The organism is Synechococcus elongatus PCC 6301, assembly GCF_000010065.1.
Taxonomy (GTDB): domain Bacteria; phylum Cyanobacteriota; class Cyanobacteriia; order Synechococcales; family Synechococcaceae; genus Synechococcus; species Synechococcus elongatus.
On record NC_006576.1, the window covers coordinates 420,043 to 443,189 of the forward strand.

A 23,147-nucleotide genomic window follows, 5' to 3' on the forward strand; every position below is an offset into this window, starting at 1 on the left:
TTACAATTGCTGCGGTGGACTGAAGACCAGTTGCAATTGCAACGACCACTCGCGTCGCGATCGCCGTTGGAGTTGAATCTCGCGGATAAATTCCCGAAAGAAAAAGCGCCGCTCCACTTCCGAAAGATCCTGCCAGAACTGGGGAATAGCAACGGCTTGCACCAATTCCGGCAGATTGACGGGCGAGAGTTGGGCTTGGCGATCGCGAAGTTGCACCAGTTCCGTTTGAAGCTGAAGCCGTCGGATAGCAGCTGTCTCCGCGTCGAGGATGCCCCGCGCTTCTAAATCTGGCAGTTCAACGCTCAGAATCTGCTGCAGTTCCGCTTGGCGACTAGCGATCGCAGACTTAGCCGGATTTTGCTCTGGTTGACCCAGTGCTGAAACCGCGATCGGGAGTTCCTGGCAAATGGTTTGAATCACCGTTTGCAGGCACATATCGTAGGCGATCGCGCTGCAACGCGGGCTTTGTTGACAGGCAGCAGGCGATCGCAGATAAAGGTATTCACGGTCGCTGCGGTGGGGTTTGGTGCTGCCAACAATTAGATGCGCCTGACAGGTTTGGCATTGCACCAGTCCGGCCAAGCAACGGGGTGCACTGGCAGTTTTGGGGGGGAGGCGTCGATTGCGCCGCAAAATGCGATCGATCTGCGCGGCTTCTTCTCGCGATACCAAGGCGGGATGGGTGTCGGCCACGATCGCTCCACTGCCGTAGACCAAATCGCCGCGATAGGCCGGATGACTCAGCCAGCGGCGCACGGTCATGACTGCGATCGCCCGCTGATGTTTTTGCGAGACATAGCGGGCAGCCCCTCGCAGGGAGCCATAAATCAGGAAATGCGCGACCCCATCTCGCACCAGTGCAGCTGCAGCCCGATCGATCGCATAGCGATCTTTGCCGCGACGGTAGCCAAAGGGCGCAGGGCCGGGAGGTGGCAAGGCTTGCAATCGATTTCGGGCATGACCAGCTTTTAACCGATCGCGTTGCTGCGATCGCTGTACTTCGGCCCAAAGTGGCAGTAAATCCAGTCCAGCAGCGGAATCGAGGGGGAGAGGTTCGTCTAAACCTACGATTTGCACTTGCACGGACTGTTGCTGACAGTGCTTCAGAACGGGCAACAAGGCATCAAGGCGATCGCCCAGATCGTGGAGTTGCCGAAGCCAAAGGCGATCGCCCGGCTGCAATTCCGTCAATAGCTGCTGTAACTGAGGGCGATCGGGGGCGGGCAATCGGTCACAAAAAACCCGATCGGGGGACTCTGGCCAAGTCTCGAGGGCAACCAGCGTTTCCCAAGTCGGATTCAAAGCGTAGTAGGCGACGATCGCCACGACCGTCCGTCAGTAGGCTACTTTTTCAGCCAGCTAAGCATAGCCCGCGGTTTTTTGCCCACCGACCCGATCGGATGCTCAGCTTCTAGGTAGCGAATGACGGTCATTTCAAGCCAAGGCGGATCCGAGCAGCCAACTAAACTCTGATTTAGTTAGAGACTCAACTGACATCGATCGCCATCAACCGGATCGCACCCTTGAGGATCACTGCGATCGCAGCACTGCCACACTTCTTGTCACTATCAGCGGTAGAAGCAGGGGAAACACTCTAAGAAACCTATCGACAATTGTGGTCACAATTAGGCGTGCAATTGGATGGCGATCGCCCGCCCGCTCACAACTTGTTATTAACGCGGCAGTGGTTATTTATTGTTCCGCTTAGTCGTGAAAGCCACCTGCCGATTAACGTCAATGCCTTGGGTTTCGCGGATCGCACCCGAAAGGCCAGGGGTTCGAATCCCCTTAGCTCCATCTTTCAGGAATTGAATGACTGCGAATTGCAGGCTGATCGCAGTAGCGCTAAAGGGTGTTCAACAGCTCACAGATTAAGTTACCAAGAACTGTTATTGGTTGGGATGCTGTTAGGTTGCTGACGCTATTTCATTTTACTTGCAGAGGGAAAAACTCTTCCATCAACAACAAAAATCTCTGGTGCCCTTTTACCGGCAGCCACTTGATCCTTCCTAAATTTGATTAGCTCCTCTAAAGCTTTAATGGACTCAGTGGTTCTAATAATTAGAAAAATACTGTATTGCGTCCGCTCAGCAGCACCATATATGGGAAGTTGTTTCTCATAACCTGCTCTAATATTATTTGATGTGTATTTTATCTCAACATTCACTCGCGCATTGTAGCCACTAGAAATTTTAAAATCGACAGGACCCCGTCCAGCGTTAGGTTCTCTATTTAAATCTAGATTATGAGCACCGCAGTAGGCAACAGCTATACCAAAGAAAAGCAATTGTGCAAAACGCTCATTCCGCAGATTTTTTGACTCATCCCAAAAATGCACAGATAACCCATTAGCCTCAACCAAAACTTTGAAATGATCACATATCTTGAGAATTAACTGAAGAATATTTTCAGGGGTTACTTTATCTACACCCAACAAGAGTGGATAAAGATTAGCATACTCCCTTGCGATATCAAGCCAAATGAGCTGTCCTGATGGATCCTTGTCAAAATCGTATTTTTCAGCAGAGTTTTTCTTGTATTGTTCTACTAAATCTTTCAGTAATTCGGGATGATGAAGGAGAATATATTTCAACTCACATTTTGTGATTTTTCTTCTCTTCCCTGATGCATCTTTCCAAGAATCTCCGATGATTTCATTTACACGATTACGCAAGTCTTCGTTATGAGCACAAACACGATCAATATCATCCCAACCATTTGCGACAGGAAGGTCATTGAGAATCTCGCAAGGGATCAATACTGTAGGACGATTGCTACCAGCAATGGCTGGAAGTAAGAATTCCTTTCCACGTGCTTTTGCTTGACAGGTATTTAAACTAAGATTTTTAGCAACTCGTTCTGAGTAAGTTGGCAAGTCCAGAAGGATTATATGAATTGTCATATCGCTGATTCGATCAGCACCGATATTTTCTTCAATAAGACCAACTAGCTCAAAAATAACTGGATCGGTTATGCCTGCTTGTATGATTTCCCAAGCAGTGTTGGTTAGATTTAGGGCAATTCCTGAACCGATACCACTACCTGATATACCCTCTGTAGAATAGCCTAAAGATACAAATGGTAGTTCTGGAAATATCAATTTTTTGTGCGCTGCACGAAAGAAGCTATCGCCAGAATGTTTGGTTGCCTCTAAAAGATGAATGATTTTCGTGAAATGAGTTTTGAAACTTAGATATGAGTTCTCAAGCTCTGGAATTTTGGTGCTTCTAAGAAGATGGGGATCAACATAGAACTTGGAGTCAAGATCTATAAATCCATTAAATACTCCCTCTCTTCTCAGATCTTCTTCAGTAACCCCAAAGATCTCGCTTATTCTTCTAGGCATAAAACTACTGTAAATACTGATACAAGCCTAGCGTCAGGATCGATGACAGGAGCAAATTCTCTAAAAGCTTGATTTGTCAGAAATGACGAAAGCTATGGGAGTATCGTCCTATCCCAAAATTAAAGTAACCTAACGTTGAAATTCGGCGGACGGCAAAAGCATAGCTTTTGAAGGTCCGCTAGAATGACGTGTTAGCACATTGCACATGCATGCCAAGGAATTGGTGCGGAGAGGGGGAATCGACCCCCCCTACGTTCACTCTTGGCAAGCAGCACAAATTCATGAACGCTAATCTCTCGTTTGGGTTGGAATTTTCTCTTTCCAGAGACTCCGCAGGAACGCAATTCCGCACCAAACACATGCCATTACCGAAGTAAAGAAAGCGATTGAGTTTTTCATAAACACCTCCAGAGCGATCGCAATAAAGCCAAAGATAGAAGCGAAGACTTCCAACCCAAACGAGACTACGACGTTCACTTCAATGTGTACTTGTACCTCCAAGCCTGTTTTGTCGGCACCGACTAGGTCAGCACTAACTATGTATTAAGCGTCAGATCCGTTAGATAACTACCTTGATGTCTGATTTTATGCACCGGATCTACGGGATAACGCCCGAATCTTAAGGAATTAATTATCATTATCGCCGGATAACACCGTGGTTTTGGGATGTTATCCAGCATTTACCTATGTCATCACCACAACCACCGTGCTTGCTTGATCAGGTGAGAGAAGCAATTCGTCCTAAACATTTCAGCCTCAAGACCGATAAGTCGTATCTTTACTACATTCGAGATTTCATCCCATCCCACAACAAGCGCCATCCTAGAAAGATGGGGAGCGACGAGATTCGAGCTTACCTAACTCTGATTCAGTTAGCGATTCAACTGACATCAATTGCTAACAACTCGATCGCACGCTTGAGGATCACTGCGATCGCAGCAACAGGCCATGCAAACCGCCCATGGCGATCGCCAGCGGCAGAATCAGTAGCGGCACCACTGCTAAGCCAGCACCACTAGCAACCCAGCCGATTCCGGCCGGAATCAGTGCTGACCCCACACTGGCCGCACTGGTTGCAAAACCAACCGTCGCTGGAACCAAGCCTTCTGGTAGGCGTTTGGGAATCAGCCAGATGATGGTGGGGAAAATGGCAGCCAGCACAAAGCCAATTAACGGCAAACTGATCAGCGACTGAGGCTGCTGCCACCAGCCAATCAGCCCAACCATCAGCAAGCCCAGTGAGAGGGTAATGGTGCGGAGTCCACCCAGCGATCGCAAGCTGTAGCTCAGCAAGAATCGACCTGCCGTCAATCCCGGCCTGTAGGCACTCAGGCCATAGCCTGCCCAAAGAGCTGGTGTTGCCCGAGCGATCGTTTGGACGCTGTAAGCCCAGTGGCTAACCGAGGCTTCGATGCCGACATAGATCAGCAGAAATGCCCCAAACAAGAACACGATCGGGGTGCGGAGCGATCGCCGAAGTTGCACATCGGCAGAGGCGGCAAGCAGGTCTGGATTCTTGAGCAGGGGCGGGTAGCGATAGAAGAGCGCCGCCAATACGCCCACCAGAAGCAAGCTAGTGAGCATGGCGAGAACGCTGTAGACTTGCCGCCACTCCAAGCCCAAAGCCAACAGTGTGGTCGCGATCGCAGGCCCGGCAAAAGCGCCAATGCCATAGAAGCCGTGCAGCGCTCCCAGCAAATGCGCCGTGCGATCGTCCTGCACCAGCGTTGTGTTGATGCCTGCATCAATCAACCCAATGCCCATGCCCAGCAGTGGCCCCGCCAGCACCATCAGTAGCCAAGCCGGAACGAGGGCATAAATCAGTAGTGCGGCGGTTAGCAGACTTGCAGCCAAGACCAGCAATCGTCCTAGCCCTAGTCGTGCCATGACCAAACTGCTGGCGATCGCCGCGAGGATGTAGCCACAGATCTGACTGATAAACAGCAGCGTGATCGTGGCTGAGGTCAGCCCATACTCCGCCAGAATTGAGGGCAACAGGACACCAAGACTGGCTTCTGCTAAACCGATACTGATGAAGGCATAGAAGGCGATCGCCACACTGATCCAAAGTGGCGGTGATGACTGAGCGACGAGGCGCATGGCTCTAACTCCGGCTTAGCGATCGCGGTCTAAATGGGTCAGCGTAACGGCGACCAGCAACAGACCAATCGCAACAACGCGAGACGGGCTGATCGGTTGAGGGGTAAGGCCAAACCAACCCCATTGGTCAATAACCAAGGACATCACCAACTGACTGCAGACCACCGCGAGCATCGTGGTCGTGAGCCCTAGCCTGCCAATGACCAGCGTATTCAGGGTCACGTAGACGGCTCCAAGGCCACCTCCACAAAATGCCCAGATCGGCACTTGTCCAAGGTGATCGAGGGATTGAGCACCAAACACACCCAGCACTAAGAGCAGCGACAGGGTACTGGAGCCGACGATGAAGTTGATGGCTGTTGCTGCAATGGGAGACCGCAGCGTTTGCTTCAGTCGAGCGTTGGCTGCCGCTCCTATGGATAGCAACCCGCCGCCCGATCCAGCACCCAGTAATGCAATCAAAACATCCATGACTTAAGCCCTCGGTTGCAACAGAAAGAAGAGAGCGATCGCGAATAGCCCCAAAGCCGCCCGCCGCAGGGGTGTCAGGCGATGCCGAGGCACATTCAGCCAGCCGTAGTGATCCGTGATGACGCTGACGATCGCCTGTCCACTGACCACCAGGCCGAGTGTCAGGGTGGTGCCCAGAACAGAGGCGAAGTGCGTACTCGAAAGGACGTACCAAGGCCCCAGTACACCCCCAAGCCAACTCCAGCAAGGCGCGTGGGCGATCGCAGACCAGCGCGGGCGTCCAAACCGACCGCTGAGTAGCAGGCTGACAAGAACAACAGTGCCAGTCACATAAGAGAGCGTCGCCGCCAGAGGGACAGAGTCGAGCGATCGCGCCAGCTGAGCATTGCAACTGACTTGAATTGGCAGGATGGCGCCACTGAGCAGAGCCAGCCCCAGAAACAAACAGACTTGGCAGCGAGCAGCAATCTGCCGCCAACTGGAACGGAGCAAAATCATTGAGGGCTAGCCTCTGAATTGGCTGTGACTGGGTAGATGCCGGTTGCCCTAGGCGGCGATCGCCTTGGTGGCATAAGAACCTTGGGTAAGCTCCTGAAACACCCCAGGAGCCACAGGTTGCCAGTGAAGTAGTTGTCTGGCGCGATCGCCCGAGACCCGTTGATCGAGAGTAAGCGCATCGGCCAAATCTCCCCAGATTGCCCGAGCCTCCTCCAGCGTCAAGTGCTGCAAGCGATCACCCAGTCCTAATGTCTTGGCGATCGTCAGAGCCACTTGTTGCATCGAGACAGACTCGCCACTGGCACCAATCAGCAGGGTTCTGGCTGGTGCCTGCTCAATCGCTGCGACATAGAGTGCTGCCAGATCATCGATGTGAATGAAGGACCAAGCATTGTCTCCTGCACCAATCACGGGGACTGCCCCTTGGCTTTGGCCTGCTTGCATCAGCATGGGAAGCAAGCCCCCACCCCGTCCATAGACGAGTGCAGGCCGAATCACGATCGATCGCACCCCTTGGTCAGCCGCCGACAAAACCAGTGCTTCCACGGCGGGTCGCCATGCCACCAGCGCTGGTGGATTGAGCGGGAACGTTTCATCCGCGACCGTTGCGCCGGTATTACCCATGACCCAAAGGCCGCTGGTGTAGAGGAAGGGTTTTTGAGTGCCTGCGATCGCTGCCAACAAAGTTTTCACAGCTTGCCGATCCACCAGACCCATAGCTGCATCATTGGTGGCAGCCGTGTGAATGACCGCATCAGCTTGAGCCGCGGCTTGTTGCAAGGCGACGGCATCCGTGAGGTCACCGCGACAGGGTTGAATTCCCGCAGCCTCTAGTCGCTGAGCCGTAGCTGCCGATCGCGCCAAGGCAGTCACCCGATGGCCTTTGGACTGAATAGCAGCCGCGATCGCCCGCCCTAAATAACCCGTTGCGCTTGTGAGGAGGATGTTCATCAATGATCCTTCGGGCTAGAACTCGCCCAGAAACTATCTTGATATCAAGATAGTTAAGGTAAAGGCGACTGTCAAGAATCTCGACGTCGAGATATAATGAAGCCATGGCTTCAGACAAAATCGATCGCATTCTTGAGCAGTGGCAGCAGGAACTGCCCCAGGTCAACGTCGCTCCGCTCGCTGTCACGGGTCGGTTGTTGCGCATTGCCCGTCTGCTCGAAAAGCAGCGCGAGACCTTGCTGGCGAAGTACGGTCTCAGTGTTTGGTCCTTTGATGTGCTGGCAACGCTGCGCCGTCAGGGGCCGCCCTATCAACTCAAGCCAACGGATCTCTACAGCCTGTTGATGCTCTCCTCGGGGGCGATGACTAATCGCATCGATCGCCTAGAGCAGGATGGAATTGTGGTGCGATCGCGAAGTGGCAGCGATCGCCGTAGCGTGATTGTGCAACTGACGCCCAAAGGCATTGCGCTTGCAGATGCAGTGATGCCTGTCCTTTTTGCTCAAGAAGGGGCGCTGCTCTCCGAATTTGCGACTCCAGAGGAGGTGGAGAGACTTGTACCGCTCCTGAGAAGACTGCTGTTAGCAATGGATGCAGCTGAGTAATTAGGCCATTTCACAACGCAAAATCCGGCTACGAAGCAGCTAACTGTTTAGAGCCAGAGAACTTTCAAACCGAATTTTTAGAGCAGACTGGTAGGCGATCGCTATTCCTTTGTGACGTCCAAACGATGTCACTTCTCTCATGTGGTTTAATTTTCACCAAGTTCAAACACCGCAGTTTATGTGTATTTCTGTTTATTGGCTGCCATTGCTGTTTCCGGCTGTCATACTAGCGATGCTAGGAAAAGCCCCCCTATAAAAACGGTATCTTTGTGGACTCCTGAGTGGTCACAGGAAGCTTTAGACTATCGTGGCCAGTCGCTGCTCAATTTGCAGAACACCGACGATGGAACAATCTTCACGCCAGTTCTTCGAGCAAATTAGCCGCGAAGATTGGGAACAAACGCCGGAAAGTGTTCAGCAACTCGTTAGAGCACTACTCGCTGAAAGCGACTTGGTCACCGAGGAAAGTGAACAAGCAAGTACTGGCCGTCTTGCCATCGATCAATACTTTCGAGAGAGTCTACGCTACCAACAGGTTGTCGAAGCCCAGACAGACTTGATTCTGCGATCGCGTTCAGATACGACGGTTGTATTTGCCAACAAACCTCTTTGTCAAGTTCTTGGTTGGCAAGATGGAGATATCAGCGGACAAACTTGGGGAAACTTGGTTCCTCCAAATGATCTCTCTGAACTTCATGAAAAAATTGCAGGATTAAGCCTAGAAAATCCAACTTTTGAAAGCTTAAACCGTAACTACGGAGCTGATCAGAGAATAAAATGGATTCAATGGGTTAATCAAGGCATCTTTAATGACAGAGGAGAGCTGATTGAGATCCAGTCTGTTGGCCGAGATGTCACAACTCTAATTGAGCAAATCACAAGGGAAAAAACATTAAATTATGTCTTTGAAGCAATCCGAAATTCCCTGGATTTAGAGGTTATTTTTGCAACTGCAACTAAAGAATTAGCGAAAACATTAAATGGTTTAGATTGTTATATTGTCCAGTATTTGGAAGAGCAAAGAATCTGGACTCATGTTGCTGAGTTTCAGCATGACGAAAATCAAGAATCAAGACTCGGCATTGAGATTCAGGACTTAGACAACCCTTTCGCAGAACAGTTAAAAAAATTCCAAGTTGTTAGAGTTGAAAATACTCAAAATATTAATGACAAGATCAATAGAGAGCTAGCTAAGTCTACACCTGGAGCGTGGCTACTGGTTCCCTTGATTGTTGAAGAAAAATTATGGGGGAGCTTCACAATTGTTTCAAATCAGAAACCTTTTATATGGAGTGATGGTTATGTTGATCTTGCCAGAAGTATTTCTAGACAATTAGAGATTGCTATTTATCAAGCTGATCTCTATCAAAAAATTCAACAGGAACTAAGCGATCGCAGCAAAGCAGAGCTGGCTCTACAAGAAAGCCAGACCCGATTTCAAAGAATCGCTGACAATTTGCCAGGAATTATTTATGGCTATAAATTGAGGCAGGATGGCACAGATCAATTCACCTATATTAGTTCTGGTTTTAGAGAGGTTTATGGCATTGATCCAGAAACAGCTTTAGAAAACAGTAATGTTGTTTGGGGAATGATTCATCCAGAAGATATTGAGTACTTAAAGACTTCAATCATCAAGTCTCAGCAAACACTTAAAACTTGGAAGGTTGAATATCGAATCATTACTAAGAATGGTGAATTAAAATGGATGCAGGGACGAGCTCGTCCGACTCGCCAAGAAAACGGTGAGACTTTTTGGGATGGACTCATTATTGATATTAGCGATCGCAAAAAAATAGAAGCTGAATTACAAACAAGTGAGGAGCGCTATCGGCTACTAGCTGAAAATATGAATGATTTAGTCTGTTTGCATCAAGCAGATGGAACTTACCTTTATGTCAGCCCTTCTGCTGAAGCCCTACTGGGATTCAGTAGTGAGGAAATGGTCGGCCAGAACCCCTATGATTTTTTCCACCCAGAAGACTGCGATCGCATCCGAGATGAAGCTCACCAAGCCGTGTTAATGGGGGCCGAACTACCGATTGTTTATCGAATGCGAAAAAAACTAGGGGGATATATTTGGTTTGAGACTCTCACTAAACCGATCATGGATGATCAAGGTGTTGTGATTGGACTACAAACAACCTCTCGGGATGTAACTCAGCGTATTGAAATTCAAAATCAGCTTCAATATGATGCTTGTCACGATAGTCTAACGGGGTTAGCTAACCGTAATTTACTAATTGAAAGACTTGAACTATCGCTTAAAAGATCAAAAAGATTACAAAACTATAAGTACGCAGTCTTATTCCTTGATCTCGATCGCTTCAAAGTGATTAACGATAGCTTGGGGCATATCACAGGCGATCAGCTTTTGGTCAGCATCGCCCAAAAGCTACAGTCAATAATTCGCTCTCATGACTTGGCTGCTCGCTTAGGAGGTGATGAATTTGTAGTTCTAGTCGAGGATATTCAAACCTTTGATGAGCCAATCAAAGTTGCCGAGCGAATTCTTGCAGCTATTCAAGTTCCTTTAGAACTCGAAGAACGGTCAATTTACACCTCAACAAGTATTGGCATTGTCTTTGGTAGCCATGAGTATGAGAGTGCAACACAGCTGCTGAGAGATGCGGATACTGCGATGTATCGGGCAAAATCTAGGGGTAGAGCTCGCTACGAAGTTTTTGATAGCGCAATGCATTCTCAAGCTTTAGCGAGGTTACATCTCGAAAATGACTTGCGGCAAGCGATCGCTCGACAAGAATTTGTCCTCTACTACCAGCCAATTATCCAATTGCAGACTGGTAAGATTACAGGCTTCGAGGCTTTGATTCGTTGGCAGCATCCAACTGAGGGCATCAAGCTGCCGATCGACCTAATCCCTATTGCGGAAGAGACGGGTTTAATCACCAGTATTGACTATTGGGTACTAAATCAAGCCTGTCGGCAGCTCTCTGAATGGCAAGCCAGCTATTCACAGGCAGCAGATTTAAGTATGAGCGTGAATCTATCGGCTCAAAACCTTCAGCATGACCACCTCATGGATGAAATTCAATCGGTTTTGCAAGCTACAAAGATTAAGCCTGGCTCATTAACTTTAGAAATTACGGAAAGTATGCTGATTGAAAATACCGATCAGACAATTCAACTACTTGCCGCCATTAATGAGCAAGGCATAGAAATTAGCATTGATGACTTTGGAACCGGATATTCCTCGTTGAGTTATCTGCACAAACTACCTGTCAACAACCTAAAGGTTGATGGCTCGTTTGTTCGTAAAATTACGACTGAATCAACTAATTACCAGATCGTTAATACTATCATTGCCCTAAATAATCAACTAGGACTAAAAGCGATCGCAGAGGGAATTGAAACCCATGAGCAACTCGACCTACTTAGTCAGTTAGGCTACCAGTATGGCCAAGGATATCTCTTTGCTAGACCCCTTAATGCCAAAGATGTTGAGCAGCTTTTCTTGAGCAATTAAAATCCTCAGGGCTAGACTAAGTTGCGATATTTAATTGTTTAGTTTTTACTAGTTGCCTCGCAAATACTGCGATAGCTGCAATATTGACAGCAGAGTCCTGGCTGAGGATCAAAGTCACCTTGGGCTAACTGGACGGCAGCTCGTTCAGCTTGATCAGGAATGAATTCAATTTCAATCCAATCCAGTTGATTGTGGCGGAGCCAAGCGATCGCGGCTTGTGGGCGATTGAGAGCCGCAGCATAAGCCCAAAGCTGCAACTGATAATTCTCTGGTTGAGGTTGCTGATCGGTTTTGAAATCCAGGACCCAATCCGCTCCGACTAGATCGGCCCGCCCCTTGAGCACTAGGCCGCTACTGAGTTCCAAGTGCAGAGTCACTTCACGCTGTTGAGCCTGCTCACGAACAGCGCTGTAAACGGGTTCCGTCGCAAAGCAGCTAGCTAACTGCAGTGCCTGCGGAATCAGGTCTTGATCTTCAGCAGCACAGTAAGGCTTGAGTGCTTCTGGCTGACGTAAATCGAGTTCAAGGGCACGATGGACTAAGAGCCCTAGTTGTGGCGGCCGATCGCTCGTCCCTGCGCCTTCCCCATCGATCGCGCCGGGATGCCCCTGGGTATAGCGGAAGTGAAAAAGGGCTGGACAACGGAAATAGTCCGCAAATGCTGAAACAGAGAGCTCACTGTACTGGGGAGCGATCGCGGCTGTGGACTGCCAGAACAGGGGTGCATCCGCAGTGGGTAACGTCGCCGTAACCGCAATCTCCGTTCCTGAGTTGGGATCAAGCGGTTGGATCGCAGCTTGTTCTAGTCCGGGGGCGAGTAGATCCAGAGGCGATCGCGCCTCTGCAGATTTGGGACTGGTGAGCAGGAGCAAGTCACGCGCCCGCGTAAAGCCAACGTAGAGTAACCGCCTGGTTTCGGCGTCTTCGGCTTGCTGTTTGCGGTACTTGAAAAACTGATAGGCAGCGGCCTGTTCTTTGACGTAGGGTTGCCGCAGAGCGACTCCGAGCTCAGTATCAAACAGAACTGTTTCAGCTTGCGATCTCGGTTTAGCGGTGAGATCGGGAATGATCACGACCGGCCATTCCGAACCCTTTGATCCGTGTAAGGTCATCAGGGTAACGGCATTACCCGCTTTTAGGACGGGACGCGGCAGGACGACTTCGGCCTGTTGTAATTGCTTCCAATAGCGCAGCAACAACTCCAGATCATGCGCTTGAGGTTGTTCACGCAGAAAGGTCAGCAGGGCTTGCCAATCGGCCAGCAGTCGTTGAGCTTGGGGTAAGCTAGCCAGCACAGCACTGTAGCCCGTGGCGCGATCGAACTGCTGCACCAGCCGCAGAGGTGATTCGAAAAAGCGCGATCGCAGCAGGCCTTCCAAAATTTTGATGGCGGCCGCAAACGCTGGATCTGGCCGTTCCTGACGATGACTCCACCAGCCTTTGCCTTGCTGGGCTCGCTGATAGAGCTGGGCATCGCTGAGGCCAAAGGCCGGACTGCGCAACAGGGTCGCTAGGGCGAGGTCGTTGCTGGGATAGACCAAAAACTCCAGCAGCGCTTGCAAGTCATAACCGACAGGGGTTTCGAGGAGGCTACCGCCCCCATTGACCAGCACGGGAATCCCAGCCTGATTGAGAACTTCGCCGTAGACCGTTTCCAAGGGTGCGCGCCGCCGGCAGAGAATGGCAATGTCGCCGTAGGCGATCGGGCGATGTTGGTTGCTCGGCTTGTCCCAAACCAGTAGTGGTTGCTGGATCCAAGTCTGGATCTGCTGAGCGATCGCGGTGGCTTCTTGGATGCGGGCTTGCTCGAGAGAATCTTTCTCTTCCGGCTCAATCACCAGTTGCTGAATGGGTGGCAGCGGATGGGGCGGCTGGCGATCGCTGCGGAGAGGTTGATAGGGATCAAGCACCGGCTCAAAGACTTGATTGATGGTTTCGAGCAGCGTTTGGTGGGTGCGGAAGCTCTGGCTCAGCGTGACGATGTGCCCTTGGTGCTGCTGGATTTGCTGTTGCCAATTGCGAAACACTTGAGTGGCCGCGCCACGGAAGCCATAGATCGACTGCTTCTCATCACCAACCAAAGTCAGGATCAGGTGTTGTGGATCCCAGAGGGCTTGCAGAATCTGGCTTTGCGTGGGGTTGGTGTCTTGGAATTCATCGACAAAGCAATAGCGCCAGCGTTGTTGATAGTGCGATCGCACGGCTTCGCTTTCGAGTGCTCGCACCGCACCACGCTCTAGGTCATTGAAGTCGAGGCAGCGATCCTGTCGCTTGCGAGCATCAATGCTCTTAAGAACGGTTTCAAACGCTTCGTAGATCCGCGATCGCTGGTCTCGATTCCAATCATCTGCCTCGTTAGGACGCAGACTCAGCAATGATTCCTCATCCCTGAGGCGATCGCGGAGAACTTTGCACTGGGTGCGCAACAGCTTTGCCGTATCGGCACTGCCCCAGTTTTTCGCTGAGCCAGCCTGAGTCAGTTTCAGCTTAATGAATTCGTCATAGGTTGCTTGCCAATTTGAGTTGGCCGGATCGAAGAGCGTATCTGACCAAGCGAGAATTTGCTGAATTTGGTCGCTGAGAGCATCCGCTTCACGCCAACTTGCTCCGCTGAGATCCTCGATCGCAGCTTGCCAATCAGAGGACTGCTGGATTTGTTGCAGGCGATCGCGCTGAGCTTGAGCGAGTACCTCACGCCATTGTTCAGATTCGACTGCGAGTAGCGCTTGACTGCGAACCGGATCATCCAGCAGCGTTTCGAGCAGCGGTCGCCACTCGCTGTAATCCATGACATCGAAGCAGCTTGGATCCAGTTCCTGCATCGCTGCCGTCAGCACGGTCTGCTGCCAGAGCTTGCCTGCAAGATCATCGAGGATCGTGAAATCCGCCGGTTGTCCCGCTGCGGCGGGATGTTCGCGACAAATCCGGGCACAGAGGCTATGAAAGGTACTGATTTGAGCAGCTTCAACTTCAGCCAACCAATCAGAGCGATCGGGCCATTTGTTCCCAACGGCTTTACGGATCCGCGATCGCAATTCAGCGGCTGCCTTCTCGGTAAAGGTCAGCACGACAATTTCCAGCGGCGAAACCGACTCGGACGCTTGCTGTAGATGCCAGAGGTAGCGCTGACTGAGCAATTCTGTTTTGCCGGTGCCAGCACCCGCCGTAACCGCTACCGAACCTGCTGCTTGAACAGCTTGGCGTTGTTCCTCAGTCAGCTTCATGGTCGACCTCCTGCTTCAGTTCTGAGTGGCGACAGAGTCCAGCAAAATCGCAGTAGCGACAGTAGCTGTCGTGGGGCCGAATCGGGAAATGCCCACCCTCAAAGGCTTGTTTGAGCCGCGCTGCTAACTGCTCGAGTTCAGTCGCCTCCGCCGGTTTAGGCTGACTGGCTTCCGCTTTTCGCATGTGGAGGTAGCGCACCTGCGCCACGGGTTGATCCGGCGCGATCGCCGCTGCGCCGACTTCCTGATAGAGCGCCAGTTGCAGATCCAGTTTCAATTTCTGGTCTGTATCCCAGACTTTTTGCGTCGTGCTGCCGAGCTTGTAGTCGATCAGCTCAAGGCCAGCAGATGTTCGGTCAATGCGATCGATCGTGCCCCGCACAGGAAGACCCTGCCATTGCCCTTCAAAAGACTGTTCCACCGCGATGATTTCACTGTCAGGGCTACGGAAATTCGGCGATCGCAGCAGACGTTCCGGTAAATTGACGTAACTGAGCTGGAAAGCAGTCCAGCGGGGATGTTGCCGCAGATCACCCTCTCTAGGACGCTGCTTAGCAAGGTGCGCAGCAGCCGTTTCCACGATCGCCAGCAAGATCTCGCGATCAGGCAAGGTCTCAGTCTTGAGCTGAGGCGTCAGTAACTCCAATGCTTTGTGCAACAGGGTTCCCGTCATAGCGGCATCGGGATCGTCAGAGCGCTCTGAGTCTGTCTGGAGATTCAGCAGTTTGCTGGCTGCCCAACGGTAGGGGCATTGACCGAGTTGGATGATGCCAGTCACTGAGAGCGGACGGGTGGGGATAGAGATCGAGTCCGCCAGTTGTCCGTTCCAGACGGCTTCGCCCTGCAAACGAGCTTGAACCTGTTGCGATCGCTGCTGGGCAGAGTGAGCGATCGGGTCTCCGTCATCAACTAGGGTCGATTGAGCCAGTAACCGTCGCCGATATTCTTCGGGACTGTGGGGGCTGTCTGCCGCTGGTGTAATTTGCGATCGCAGACCCATCTGCTCCAGATAGGCCGATGGCAGTTGCTCACGGTTATCGTGCTGACGCACCCAAGAAAATTGAGCAGTTTGAGTAGCGGCCAAAGCGCCGATCCATTGCACCTTGGCTTGCTGCACCAAACTGGCGGCGGTCGGTAGGGGCAGTCCCAGTCGCTGCAGTTGGCGGCGATCGCTGTAGTCAATCAAGGAACTGCTGGCTAAAGGCGCGGGCCAAACCCCTTCGTTGAGGCCGAGATAGAAGACGTGGCCAATCTGGGCTCCGACAATTTGTTCGGGGCGATCGAGTTGGACGCCACCGCGCCCCGGTTGGACAGGCGTGCGACTAATGCGGATTAGTTGCTCAAACTCTTGGCACCATTGCTGACGGGTCAGGGTTTCTGAGGCCGGTTCTGCCAGGTTTTTGAGCTGTTGCTGGAGCCGGTTTAGAGCAACAAGATCCTGAGGCCATCGGCGCAGACCTTGCCTCAATCCCAGTTGTTGAAGCCATTGACGCAGTTGCCCGACCCATTCCGTTCTGGTAGCCGCTAGCGGCCAGGGAGAAAATTCCGTGGCGAGGCTGGTCTGCCATGCAGCTAGATTTTGAGGGCGATCGCGGCGGAGTTGGCGCTGGCGACCGTCGGGCAGGGCGGCGCAGAAGCTCGGGGAAAAAACACGAATGCCGCTGGGGTAGTCGAAGTCAGCAGCGATCGCGGTCAGTAAATCCTCTAGCCAGCGACCGAGGCGCGTTTCACTGATGGCAATTTCATAGAGCATGCGAGTTGGCAGGCCATATTCCCAGCCAATCTGTTGCACTAAAGGGCCGTAGGCGCGATCATCGGCAGCGAGCAAGGCAATATCGGACTGGGCAACATTCTGCTGGAGCAGTTGTTTGACGTGGCCTAAGACGCTGCGCACTTCCTGTTCACGATCGCGGTAGCTGTGGGCGATCGGTTCAGCTATCTTGGGCGGGTTGGGAGCGATCCACTGTTGCAGCCATGGTTCCGGCGATCGCTCTTCCAGCTTGATTTGCCAGCCCCAAGCGGCGAGTTGTTCGAGTTGATGTTGCTGCTGGAGGAGTTCGGTGTAGGGCAAAACAAGAATTGAGCCCTCACCAGCCAGTTGATTAATGCAAGCGAGCTGTTCGGGCTGGGAGTCCCAGTAGCCCCAGAGCAACAGCGGTTCGGGCTGCCCCAAGGCGGCCGCCAGACGAAAGCGCTCCGCAGGGTCGTAACGACCTTGGGCTCGCAGGGCCGTTTGATACGCAGCCGTAAGATCGACCAAGGCTTGCAGGCGATCGCTCAGACTATCAGCGCGTTGCTGCCATTCCTCGAGAGGCACTTGCAAGACGGTGCGGATTTCCGAGAGCAGTTTGTCCGTAGGCCAAGCCTGTAGCAATTCGGGTTTTGGCAGCAGGTGGAGCGATCGCCAAGCTTCGAAGGCACTGACAGGATGGAGATTATGCGATCGCAACTGGCGCTGAGCCAGGTCTTCCAGACTGATCGCCGGAACTTGCAGCACTGCCGCCGCCCGCCGGTTGGGGACAATCACCCTTAGCTCGGCTGGAATTGGGCTGGGTCGGGCACTGACGATATCACGGCTGATCATCTTGAGACGCAGGATGGATGAGGAGACTGAAAGGAGAGTCAGAGCCGAGTTGAACTGCGATCGCTGGCTGAATTGCTCTCTTTCATGGCAGGCATCATAGTGGCGCTCAGGTTGCGTAGACTTGGCCCGTCGCAGAGTGGCACACTTATCGGCCTAGGAGGTCAGAACCATTGATGGCAGAGCCAATTTTCTCAACTAGGCTAGATCTCGAAGTTGACTAGGGTCGATTTTGTATTGACTTATTTTTAGCTTTTGCTTTTGCCAGTGGTCGTACGACTTGTAGATCCTAGTTGCTGCCGCTCTAGGCGATCGGGGTGGTTCCTGTGGGAACCGCATGGATGTATTCACTGCCAGATTGAGGCCACTGCCGCCAGGTTTGTGCTTCGGCGGGGTCGCCCCAACTTAATTGCAGAATCCACTCCTGACCTTGCGATCGCGGCTCTTGGCGTAAGGTAGCCCACTCACTGCGGGCTGCGATCGGGGCGATCGCTGCTTGCTGAATCGGTTCAAAGGCTCGACCGCGATCAACTGCTAGGAAGCAGTCCAACCCTCGACAAACCTGCCACCAAAACCCCAGCACGGACGGCAGGGCCGCTTGCAGTTGTAAGCGATCGCTCTCCAAAGCCAAAAGATCTGGATGGACTTCAGGAAACTGGAGAAAAGCGCCATCCGTCCGCAATTGCTGCCAGACCAAGCCGGAGATGTGATGTTGCTGCTGATAGTCCTGAACACGACTGCGGAAGCCCGCAAACGCTGCGTACTTCTGCAGACCTTCTGTTTGGAAGAAGCGATCGAAAACCGGATGTCCTGTTGGCGGGGTCAATAAATCCAAGCGATCGCCTCGGAGGCAGGCCTGTCGTTCACGCGCCAAAATCTCAATTAAGTCAGCAGTGCTGTAGATCATGGCTGCAGCAGAGCAGGAGTCAGTGAAAGGTCCTGCGCTGATTTTGAAGGATGGCGGGTAGAGTTCACCACTCGTCGCAGTACTCATCTCAGGCGCGATCGCGGCTCGACCCATCTCAGCAAGGACGGAGATCCCTATTTCGCAGCGGCTTGTCGCTCCCAGGCGCGATCGCTAGCGTTAAAGCACTAGCGTTTCCGTTGGCGATCGCAGTGTTGAATCACCCCCTCAAGCCGCGGACAGACTCGGCTGCTTCTGAACCGATCTGGCAGAAAGCGCTGGAGACTTGGCAACAGTGGTTTGGCCTCGATCGGGCGCGAGCCACCCAACTGCTGGAATCGGTGCAGCAGCAACTCGCTCCCACCGAAATTATTCTGATTGGCAAAACCCAGTCCGGTAAAAGCTCGATTATTCGGGGCCTCACGGGGGCTTCTGCCGACATCGTCGGTCAAGGCTTTCGGCCCCACACCCAACACACTCAGCGCTACGACTATCCTTCGGAGCTGCTGCCGCTACTGACTTTCATCGATACGGTCGGGCTAGGGGAAGCGGGTTCAGAACCCGAAGCCGTCTTGGCAGAACTCAGTCATCAACTCGAAACGGAGAGCGATCGCCCGCGCCTCTTAGTCTGGACGGTCAAGGTCAGCGATTTTGCTGTCGATGAGGTTCTGCAACTCGCTAAAAGTTTGCGGCAACGCTTTCCGGCCGTGCCAGCGCTGTTGGTGTTGACCTGTCGCCATGAGCTCTATCCTCCCGAGCAAGTCGATCACCCCGACCCAGAAGAATTCGAACAGCTACAGGATTTGCAACGGGCGATCGCAGCACAGCGCCAGACCTTTGCCGGTTGTAGCGATCGCCAAGTGGATATGGACTTCACCCGCCCGGAGGATCCGTTTCGCTGCCAGTTTGAGGGGCGCGATCGCCTGATCGAAGCCCTGAGTGATCTCCTGCCGCAAGCGGAGGCTCAGGCCTTGCTACAACTGGTTTCGGGCGAAGTCGCTCAAGCCTTGGAACGGCTCTATCGCAGCGTTAGCCAACGCTATCAGCTAGCTTTTAGCTTGGTTGCCTCTGGAGCGGCAGCGATTCCGCTTCCCTTTGCCGCCATGCCCCTGCTAACGGCGCTCCAAACCTTGATGGTGGTTGCCATTGGTCGGGTCTATGGCCAAACCCTGAACTGGGCGCAGGCCAGTGCACTGATTGCCAGCATTGGTGGGGGCTTTTTGGCACAGCTCGCAGGGCGAGAATTACTCAAGTTCATCCCAGGTTGGGGTAGTGCTGTCGCGGCTGCTTGGGCCGGGGCCTACACCTGGGCCTTAGGAGAAGCAGCGACCTTCTACTTTGCGGAAGTCTGGCAGGGCAAGATTCCCGATCGCGATCGCATTCGCCAACTGCTGCAACACACCTTTGAACGCTACCGTGCCCATTGGCCGCCGCCGGAGCATGAGGAGGAACAGCGATGATGCGTTTGACACGGTGGCAGTGGGCCATCCTTGCTTTACCACCAGCGTTGATCGTCACAGGGTTGATTGGTGCCAGCGCTTGGCAACTGCATCACTGGCACCTAACCTGGCTTTGGCCCTGCTTTTTCCTGGGATTTTGGGGGTGGCGCCGGCTACTGGTGCACTGGACACAGCCCCCGGCCGTACAGTTAGCACCTCTCACTCCCGCAGCAGTCTCCGATGCCAATCGGGATGCTCAAGCCCAGGAATTGCTGCAACGAGTTTTGGCGGCCAGCCGCACCGATCCGCCGTTTTGGGAAGACTGGCCAGGATTCTGGCAACGCTGTCTGGAGCTAGTTCAGGGTATTGCCAGTCTCTATCACCCCGAAGTGGAGTACCCCCTGCTCAATATCCAAGTTCTGCAGGCCTATCGTCTGATTCGCGATACGGTCGATGACTTGGATGGCTGGTTGCATGACTACGGGCCGCTGCTCGATCGCCTCACAATCGCTCAGGCCTACCAAGCCTACCGCTGGAGTCTGAAAGCGGCTCCTTGGCTCAAACGAGCGCAACGGGTTTGGGATGCAGCTCAGTGGTTGCTACATCCTGCATGGGCGATCGCCCGCGAAGCCACTCGTGAAGCCAGCGATCGCACCAATCAGGCGCTGTTCGCCAACTTGGGCCAACAGATGCGAGAAGCCGCTCTAGAAAATCTCTGGCAGCGATCGCTAGAACTCTATCGGGGTCAATCCTTACCGACCGCGATCGCTGTGCCGGAAGCGCCACTCACCGAAAGTCTGCTTAGCCAAGTGCAGCAGTGGCAAACGGATACGCAGGTGGTGGAGTCCGCGCCCTTGCGATTCCTGTTGATCGGTCGCACAGGAGCGGGTAAAAGTAGCCTGATCAATGCTCTGTTTCAGACCGAGACTGCGATTGTCGACTGTCTGCCCAGCACCCCCGCGATTCAGACCTACGACTGGCAACTGGACAATGGCGATCGCCTCCAACTCCTCGATTCACCGGGCTATGAACAGGCTGGGCGATTCGATCTGTGGGAATCCGTGCTGACTGCTGCTGACACGGCAGATGCGGTGGTTCTGCTTACCCCTGCCACGGATCCAGCGCTAGCGAGCGATCGCCGCTGCCTGCAAGATCTGCGATCGCGCCGCCCCGATTTACCGCTCTTGATTGGCGTGACCCATGTCGATCGCCTGCGACCCTGGGCCGAATGGCAGCCACCCTACGACTGGCAACAGGGCAATCGCCCCAAGGAGGTCGCAATGCGCGAGGCGGTTGCCTATCGCCAGACTGAACTGGCTGATTTCAGCGAGACGGTCATTCCCCTAGCTAATGCCAATGGGGCACGTTCGAGCTGGAACCTTGAAGCGATCGCTGCCGCACTCTTGCAAACCTGTCCCGAAGCACAGCAACTCCGACTCGCGGCTCATCTGCGCGATCGCCAACTACGGGCTGGGCAGATTACTGCTACCATCCAGCGTCACCAGCGTGACCTCCAGCGTCAACAAGGCTTGACTACGGTCCTCAAGCGGCCGGTGTTAGGACTCTTGGCGCAACTGCTCCAGCAAGATCCTCGTTTGGGTGCCCTCCTCGCCGATCGCTTGCCCATCGAAGATCTGCCCCAGGTAATTGCCGAACTGCAACTCGCCAGTGAACTGCTGCCCTTGCTCAGCAGCGATCGCCCCCTTAATCTCGCCAGTGAACTGGGGACGATTTGGCCGTTGATCAACCGGCAACGGGGTGATCTGCAGGCGTTCAGTACCGCTTTGTTAACGCAGTACGGGGCAGCTTCGGTCATCACCAAGCTCGAGGCAGGAAGGCCGCAGCAACTCCGACAAACCTGAGTGACTGACACCTGCTGCCACAAATAATGAGCACTCACTCATCTGCCGCGACCGGTCGTGATCGCGCCACTCTTAAGGGGGCAAGACTTCAGAAATTGGGTCAACTCCAAGCAGGGCGATCGGCCCTTTCCCTGCCTGCGCAAGAACCAGCCTAGATTCCATCAAGGTTTACAGGCTTCTCAGACAAGGGGGCTCTCCAGAATCACACCCCGGAGTGTGGACCTCATAGATGCGTGATTTTGTCAATCCAAACGTAAAGTTTTGAAAATTTTGTGGTTTTTTGACATTCCCAAAAGGCTTATCCCATCGGGGCTCATCGGGGATCAGCAAAAATCAAGTTAATTAATGTAACGATTATGAGAAAAACTCTTCAAAAACCCGTGGTAACGTGAGGGGGTTGTTTACCTAGGACGAGTAGAAACGAGCGCCTAACGGTTGGCACTTTCTGAACTGTCTAGAACGTGGCGATCGCTGCAGATAGCGAAATCCAAGGCTAGAGAAGTCAAAAGACCCTGCCGTTACGACGAGTCGGTCACTCCCCTTTGGCAAGACATTTGCTGCACTCCGGTGCTGGGAAAAGGCTCACCCCTCGATCGCGTGTGCTTATTTCGCCCGTTATGCAGAAAAGAACTCTTAGCGGTCTGACCTCGACACTCTTGCTCGCAAGCTTGAGTCTGGTGCCCGCCAGCCGCGCCGAGCAGACCCAGCAGCCCCCCGTTGCTACTGCCGCATCCTCTGCGATCGCTGCATCCCAACCTGATGCGACTGCTGATGCTGAGACGCTCAAAGTTGGGAGCTCTCAGACATCTAGGGTTCTAACACCCCCGGAAGACGTGGTTGCCAAGGTTCAACCGCATCAATACCAAGGACGTGAGGCCGCTACGCTCTACGTCAGGAACCTACCCGTCCTCACCTTTGTGGCGCCGCAGCGCAGTGCTAACACTGCCGCCGCCCGAGAGAGCAAACTGCCCACCCCAGCTCAGTTTGTGGATCCGCTCAATGCCAAGCAAGATCCGCTCTGGCGAGCCACCAGTATTGCAGCCCTGATTAATCAACTCAGCCAAGCGGGTCTCCAGGGCGATGTCATTCAAGTTCGCTGGGACGAACGACAAGCCGCACCTGTCATCACGAGTGGCGATCGCGATCTCTTCAAAGTCGATGCCACGATGATTGTGCGCGGAGCCCGGACGCCACGTCAGGCCAGCGTCATCGTCACCAATCGTCTCCGCCAAGCTTTTGGGGCTAATCCCCTCAACACCCTGCCTGACCTAGTGGGCAGTGAAATCGCCGCGGCTCTGCAGCAGGTCGTCAGCACCACAGTTGGTATGGCTTCTTGGTATGGCCCGGGTTTCCACGGTCGGCGTACCGCCAATGGCGAAGTGTTTAATCAGCACACCCTGACGGCTGCCCACCGCACACTGCCCTTTGGCACGTTGGTGCGAGTCACCAATTTACGCAGCGGCTCTAATGTCGTCGTCCGCATCAACGATCGCGGGCCTTTCCATGGCAACCGCCTGATCGACCTTTCCCAAGGTGCGGCTGAGGTCATCGGTCTGCGGTCGAGTGGTGTTGCCCAAGTACGCCTAGACGTTCTGCAAGGCGTTCAGCAAACTGCACAGCGCTAGTCTCTGGCGGAGCGATCAATCCCCCGAACGTGGCAGGATTCCTAAGGGAGTCCT

16 protein-coding genes are annotated in these 23,147 nt (G+C 53.2%); 7 read left to right on the forward strand and 9 right to left on the reverse strand.

The window, feature by feature from the left end:
• On the reverse strand, nucleotides 1–1,326 hold the full coding sequence (locus SYC_RS01975; RefSeq protein WP_011242696.1) for a recombinase family protein: 1,326 nt from the start codon (nucleotides 1,324–1,326) through the stop codon (nucleotides 1–3).
• A gap of 305 nt (nucleotides 1,327–1,631) precedes the next feature.
• Here SYC_RS01975 and SYC_RS13495 point away from each other — a divergent pair, with 305 nt between their 5' ends.
• Nucleotides 1,632–1,919 (forward strand): phosphorylase, encoded by a 288-nt coding sequence (locus tag SYC_RS13495; RefSeq protein ID WP_011242697.1) that lies wholly within the window; start codon nucleotides 1,632–1,634, stop codon nucleotides 1,917–1,919.
• A 2-nt stretch (nucleotides 1,920–1,921) separates the two neighbouring features.
• Here the strand turns inward: SYC_RS13495 and SYC_RS01980 are convergent, their stop codons facing one another.
• Nucleotides 1,922–3,346, reverse strand: a complete 1,425-nt coding sequence (locus SYC_RS01980; protein WP_011242698.1) for a hypothetical protein — start codon at nucleotides 3,344–3,346, stop codon at nucleotides 1,922–1,924.
• Between the two features lie 686 nt (nucleotides 3,347–4,032).
• On the opposite strand from SYC_RS01980, the gene SYC_RS14205 reads away from it, so the two are divergent.
• Nucleotides 4,033–4,365, forward strand: a complete 333-nt coding sequence (locus SYC_RS14205) for a phage integrase N-terminal SAM-like domain-containing protein (protein WP_081422168.1) — start codon at nucleotides 4,033–4,035, stop codon at nucleotides 4,363–4,365.
• Here SYC_RS14205 and SYC_RS01990 read toward each other — a convergent pair.
• The 4 genes from SYC_RS01990 to SYC_RS02005 are packed head-to-tail and all read right to left on the reverse strand — an operon-like array spanning nucleotide 4,271 to nucleotide 7,366.
• Nucleotides 4,271–5,446, reverse strand: a complete 1,176-nt coding sequence (locus tag SYC_RS01990) for an MFS transporter (RefSeq protein WP_011242699.1) — start codon at nucleotides 5,444–5,446, stop codon at nucleotides 4,271–4,273. The genes SYC_RS14205 and SYC_RS01990 overlap by 95 nt on opposite strands.
• Before the next feature lie 15 nt (nucleotides 5,447–5,461).
• Nucleotides 5,462–5,917, reverse strand: coding sequence for a DMT family transporter (locus SYC_RS01995; protein WP_011242700.1), 456 nt, complete (start codon nucleotides 5,915–5,917; stop codon nucleotides 5,462–5,464).
• Nucleotides 5,918–5,920: 3 nt separating this feature from the next.
• Nucleotides 5,921–6,415: a DMT family transporter gene (locus SYC_RS02000; RefSeq protein WP_011242701.1), complete on the reverse strand. Its 495-nt coding sequence runs from the start codon at nucleotides 6,413–6,415 to the stop codon at nucleotides 5,921–5,923.
• A gap of 48 nt (nucleotides 6,416–6,463) precedes the next feature.
• Nucleotides 6,464–7,366, reverse strand: a complete 903-nt coding sequence (locus tag SYC_RS02005) for an NAD-dependent epimerase/dehydratase family protein (RefSeq protein ID WP_011242702.1) — start codon at nucleotides 7,364–7,366, stop codon at nucleotides 6,464–6,466.
• Between the two features lie 104 nt (nucleotides 7,367–7,470).
• On the opposite strand from SYC_RS02005, the gene SYC_RS02010 reads away from it, so the two are divergent.
• Together SYC_RS02010 and SYC_RS02015 are read left to right on the forward strand one after the other, a co-directional pair.
• The gene (locus SYC_RS02010) at nucleotides 7,471–7,971 is read left to right on the forward strand and encodes a MarR family winged helix-turn-helix transcriptional regulator (protein WP_011242703.1); all 501 of its coding nucleotides are present in this window, start codon (nucleotides 7,471–7,473) and stop codon (nucleotides 7,969–7,971) included.
• Nucleotides 7,972–8,314: 343 nt separating this feature from the next.
• Complete coding sequence (locus SYC_RS02015) at nucleotides 8,315–11,458, forward strand: EAL domain-containing protein (RefSeq protein WP_011377890.1); 3,144 nt, start codon at nucleotides 8,315–8,317, stop codon at nucleotides 11,456–11,458.
• A 38-nt stretch (nucleotides 11,459–11,496) separates the two neighbouring features.
• On the opposite strand, the gene SYC_RS02020 is transcribed toward SYC_RS02015, so the two are convergent.
• The 3 genes from SYC_RS02020 to SYC_RS02030 form a co-directional block, all read right to left on the reverse strand.
• Nucleotides 11,497–14,682, reverse strand: a complete 3,186-nt coding sequence (locus SYC_RS02020) for a UvrD-helicase domain-containing protein (protein WP_011242705.1) — start codon at nucleotides 14,680–14,682, stop codon at nucleotides 11,497–11,499.
• On the reverse strand, nucleotides 14,669–17,266 hold the full coding sequence (locus SYC_RS02025; protein WP_011242706.1) for a PD-(D/E)XK nuclease family protein: 2,598 nt from the start codon (nucleotides 17,264–17,266) through the stop codon (nucleotides 14,669–14,671). The genes SYC_RS02020 and SYC_RS02025 overlap by 14 nt, the downstream gene beginning before the upstream one ends.
• Nucleotides 17,267–17,567: 301 nt before the next feature.
• Nucleotides 17,568–18,170 carry a hypothetical protein gene (locus SYC_RS02030; RefSeq protein WP_039755988.1) on the reverse strand — a complete coding sequence of 201 codons (603 nt, stop codon included), beginning with the start codon at nucleotides 18,168–18,170 and terminating at the stop codon, nucleotides 17,568–17,570.
• Nucleotides 18,171–18,220: 50 nt separating this feature from the next.
• On the opposite strand from SYC_RS02030, the gene SYC_RS02035 reads away from it, so the two are divergent.
• The 3 genes from SYC_RS02035 (at nucleotide 18,221) to SYC_RS14210 (ending at nucleotide 23,093) form a co-directional block, all read left to right on the forward strand.
• Nucleotides 18,221–19,627 carry a GTPase family protein gene (locus SYC_RS02035; RefSeq protein WP_011242708.1) on the forward strand — a complete coding sequence of 469 codons (1,407 nt, stop codon included), beginning with the start codon at nucleotides 18,221–18,223 and terminating at the stop codon, nucleotides 19,625–19,627.
• Complete coding sequence (locus tag SYC_RS02040) at nucleotides 19,624–21,468, forward strand: GTPase family protein (protein WP_011242709.1); 1,845 nt, start codon at nucleotides 19,624–19,626, stop codon at nucleotides 21,466–21,468. The genes SYC_RS02035 and SYC_RS02040 overlap by 4 nt, the downstream gene beginning before the upstream one ends.
• Nucleotides 21,469–22,085: 617 nt before the next feature.
• On the forward strand, nucleotides 22,086–23,093 hold the full coding sequence (locus SYC_RS14210; protein WP_011377885.1) for a septal ring lytic transglycosylase RlpA family protein: 1,008 nt from the start codon (nucleotides 22,086–22,088) through the stop codon (nucleotides 23,091–23,093).
• Nucleotides 23,094–23,147: the final 54 nt, after the last annotated feature.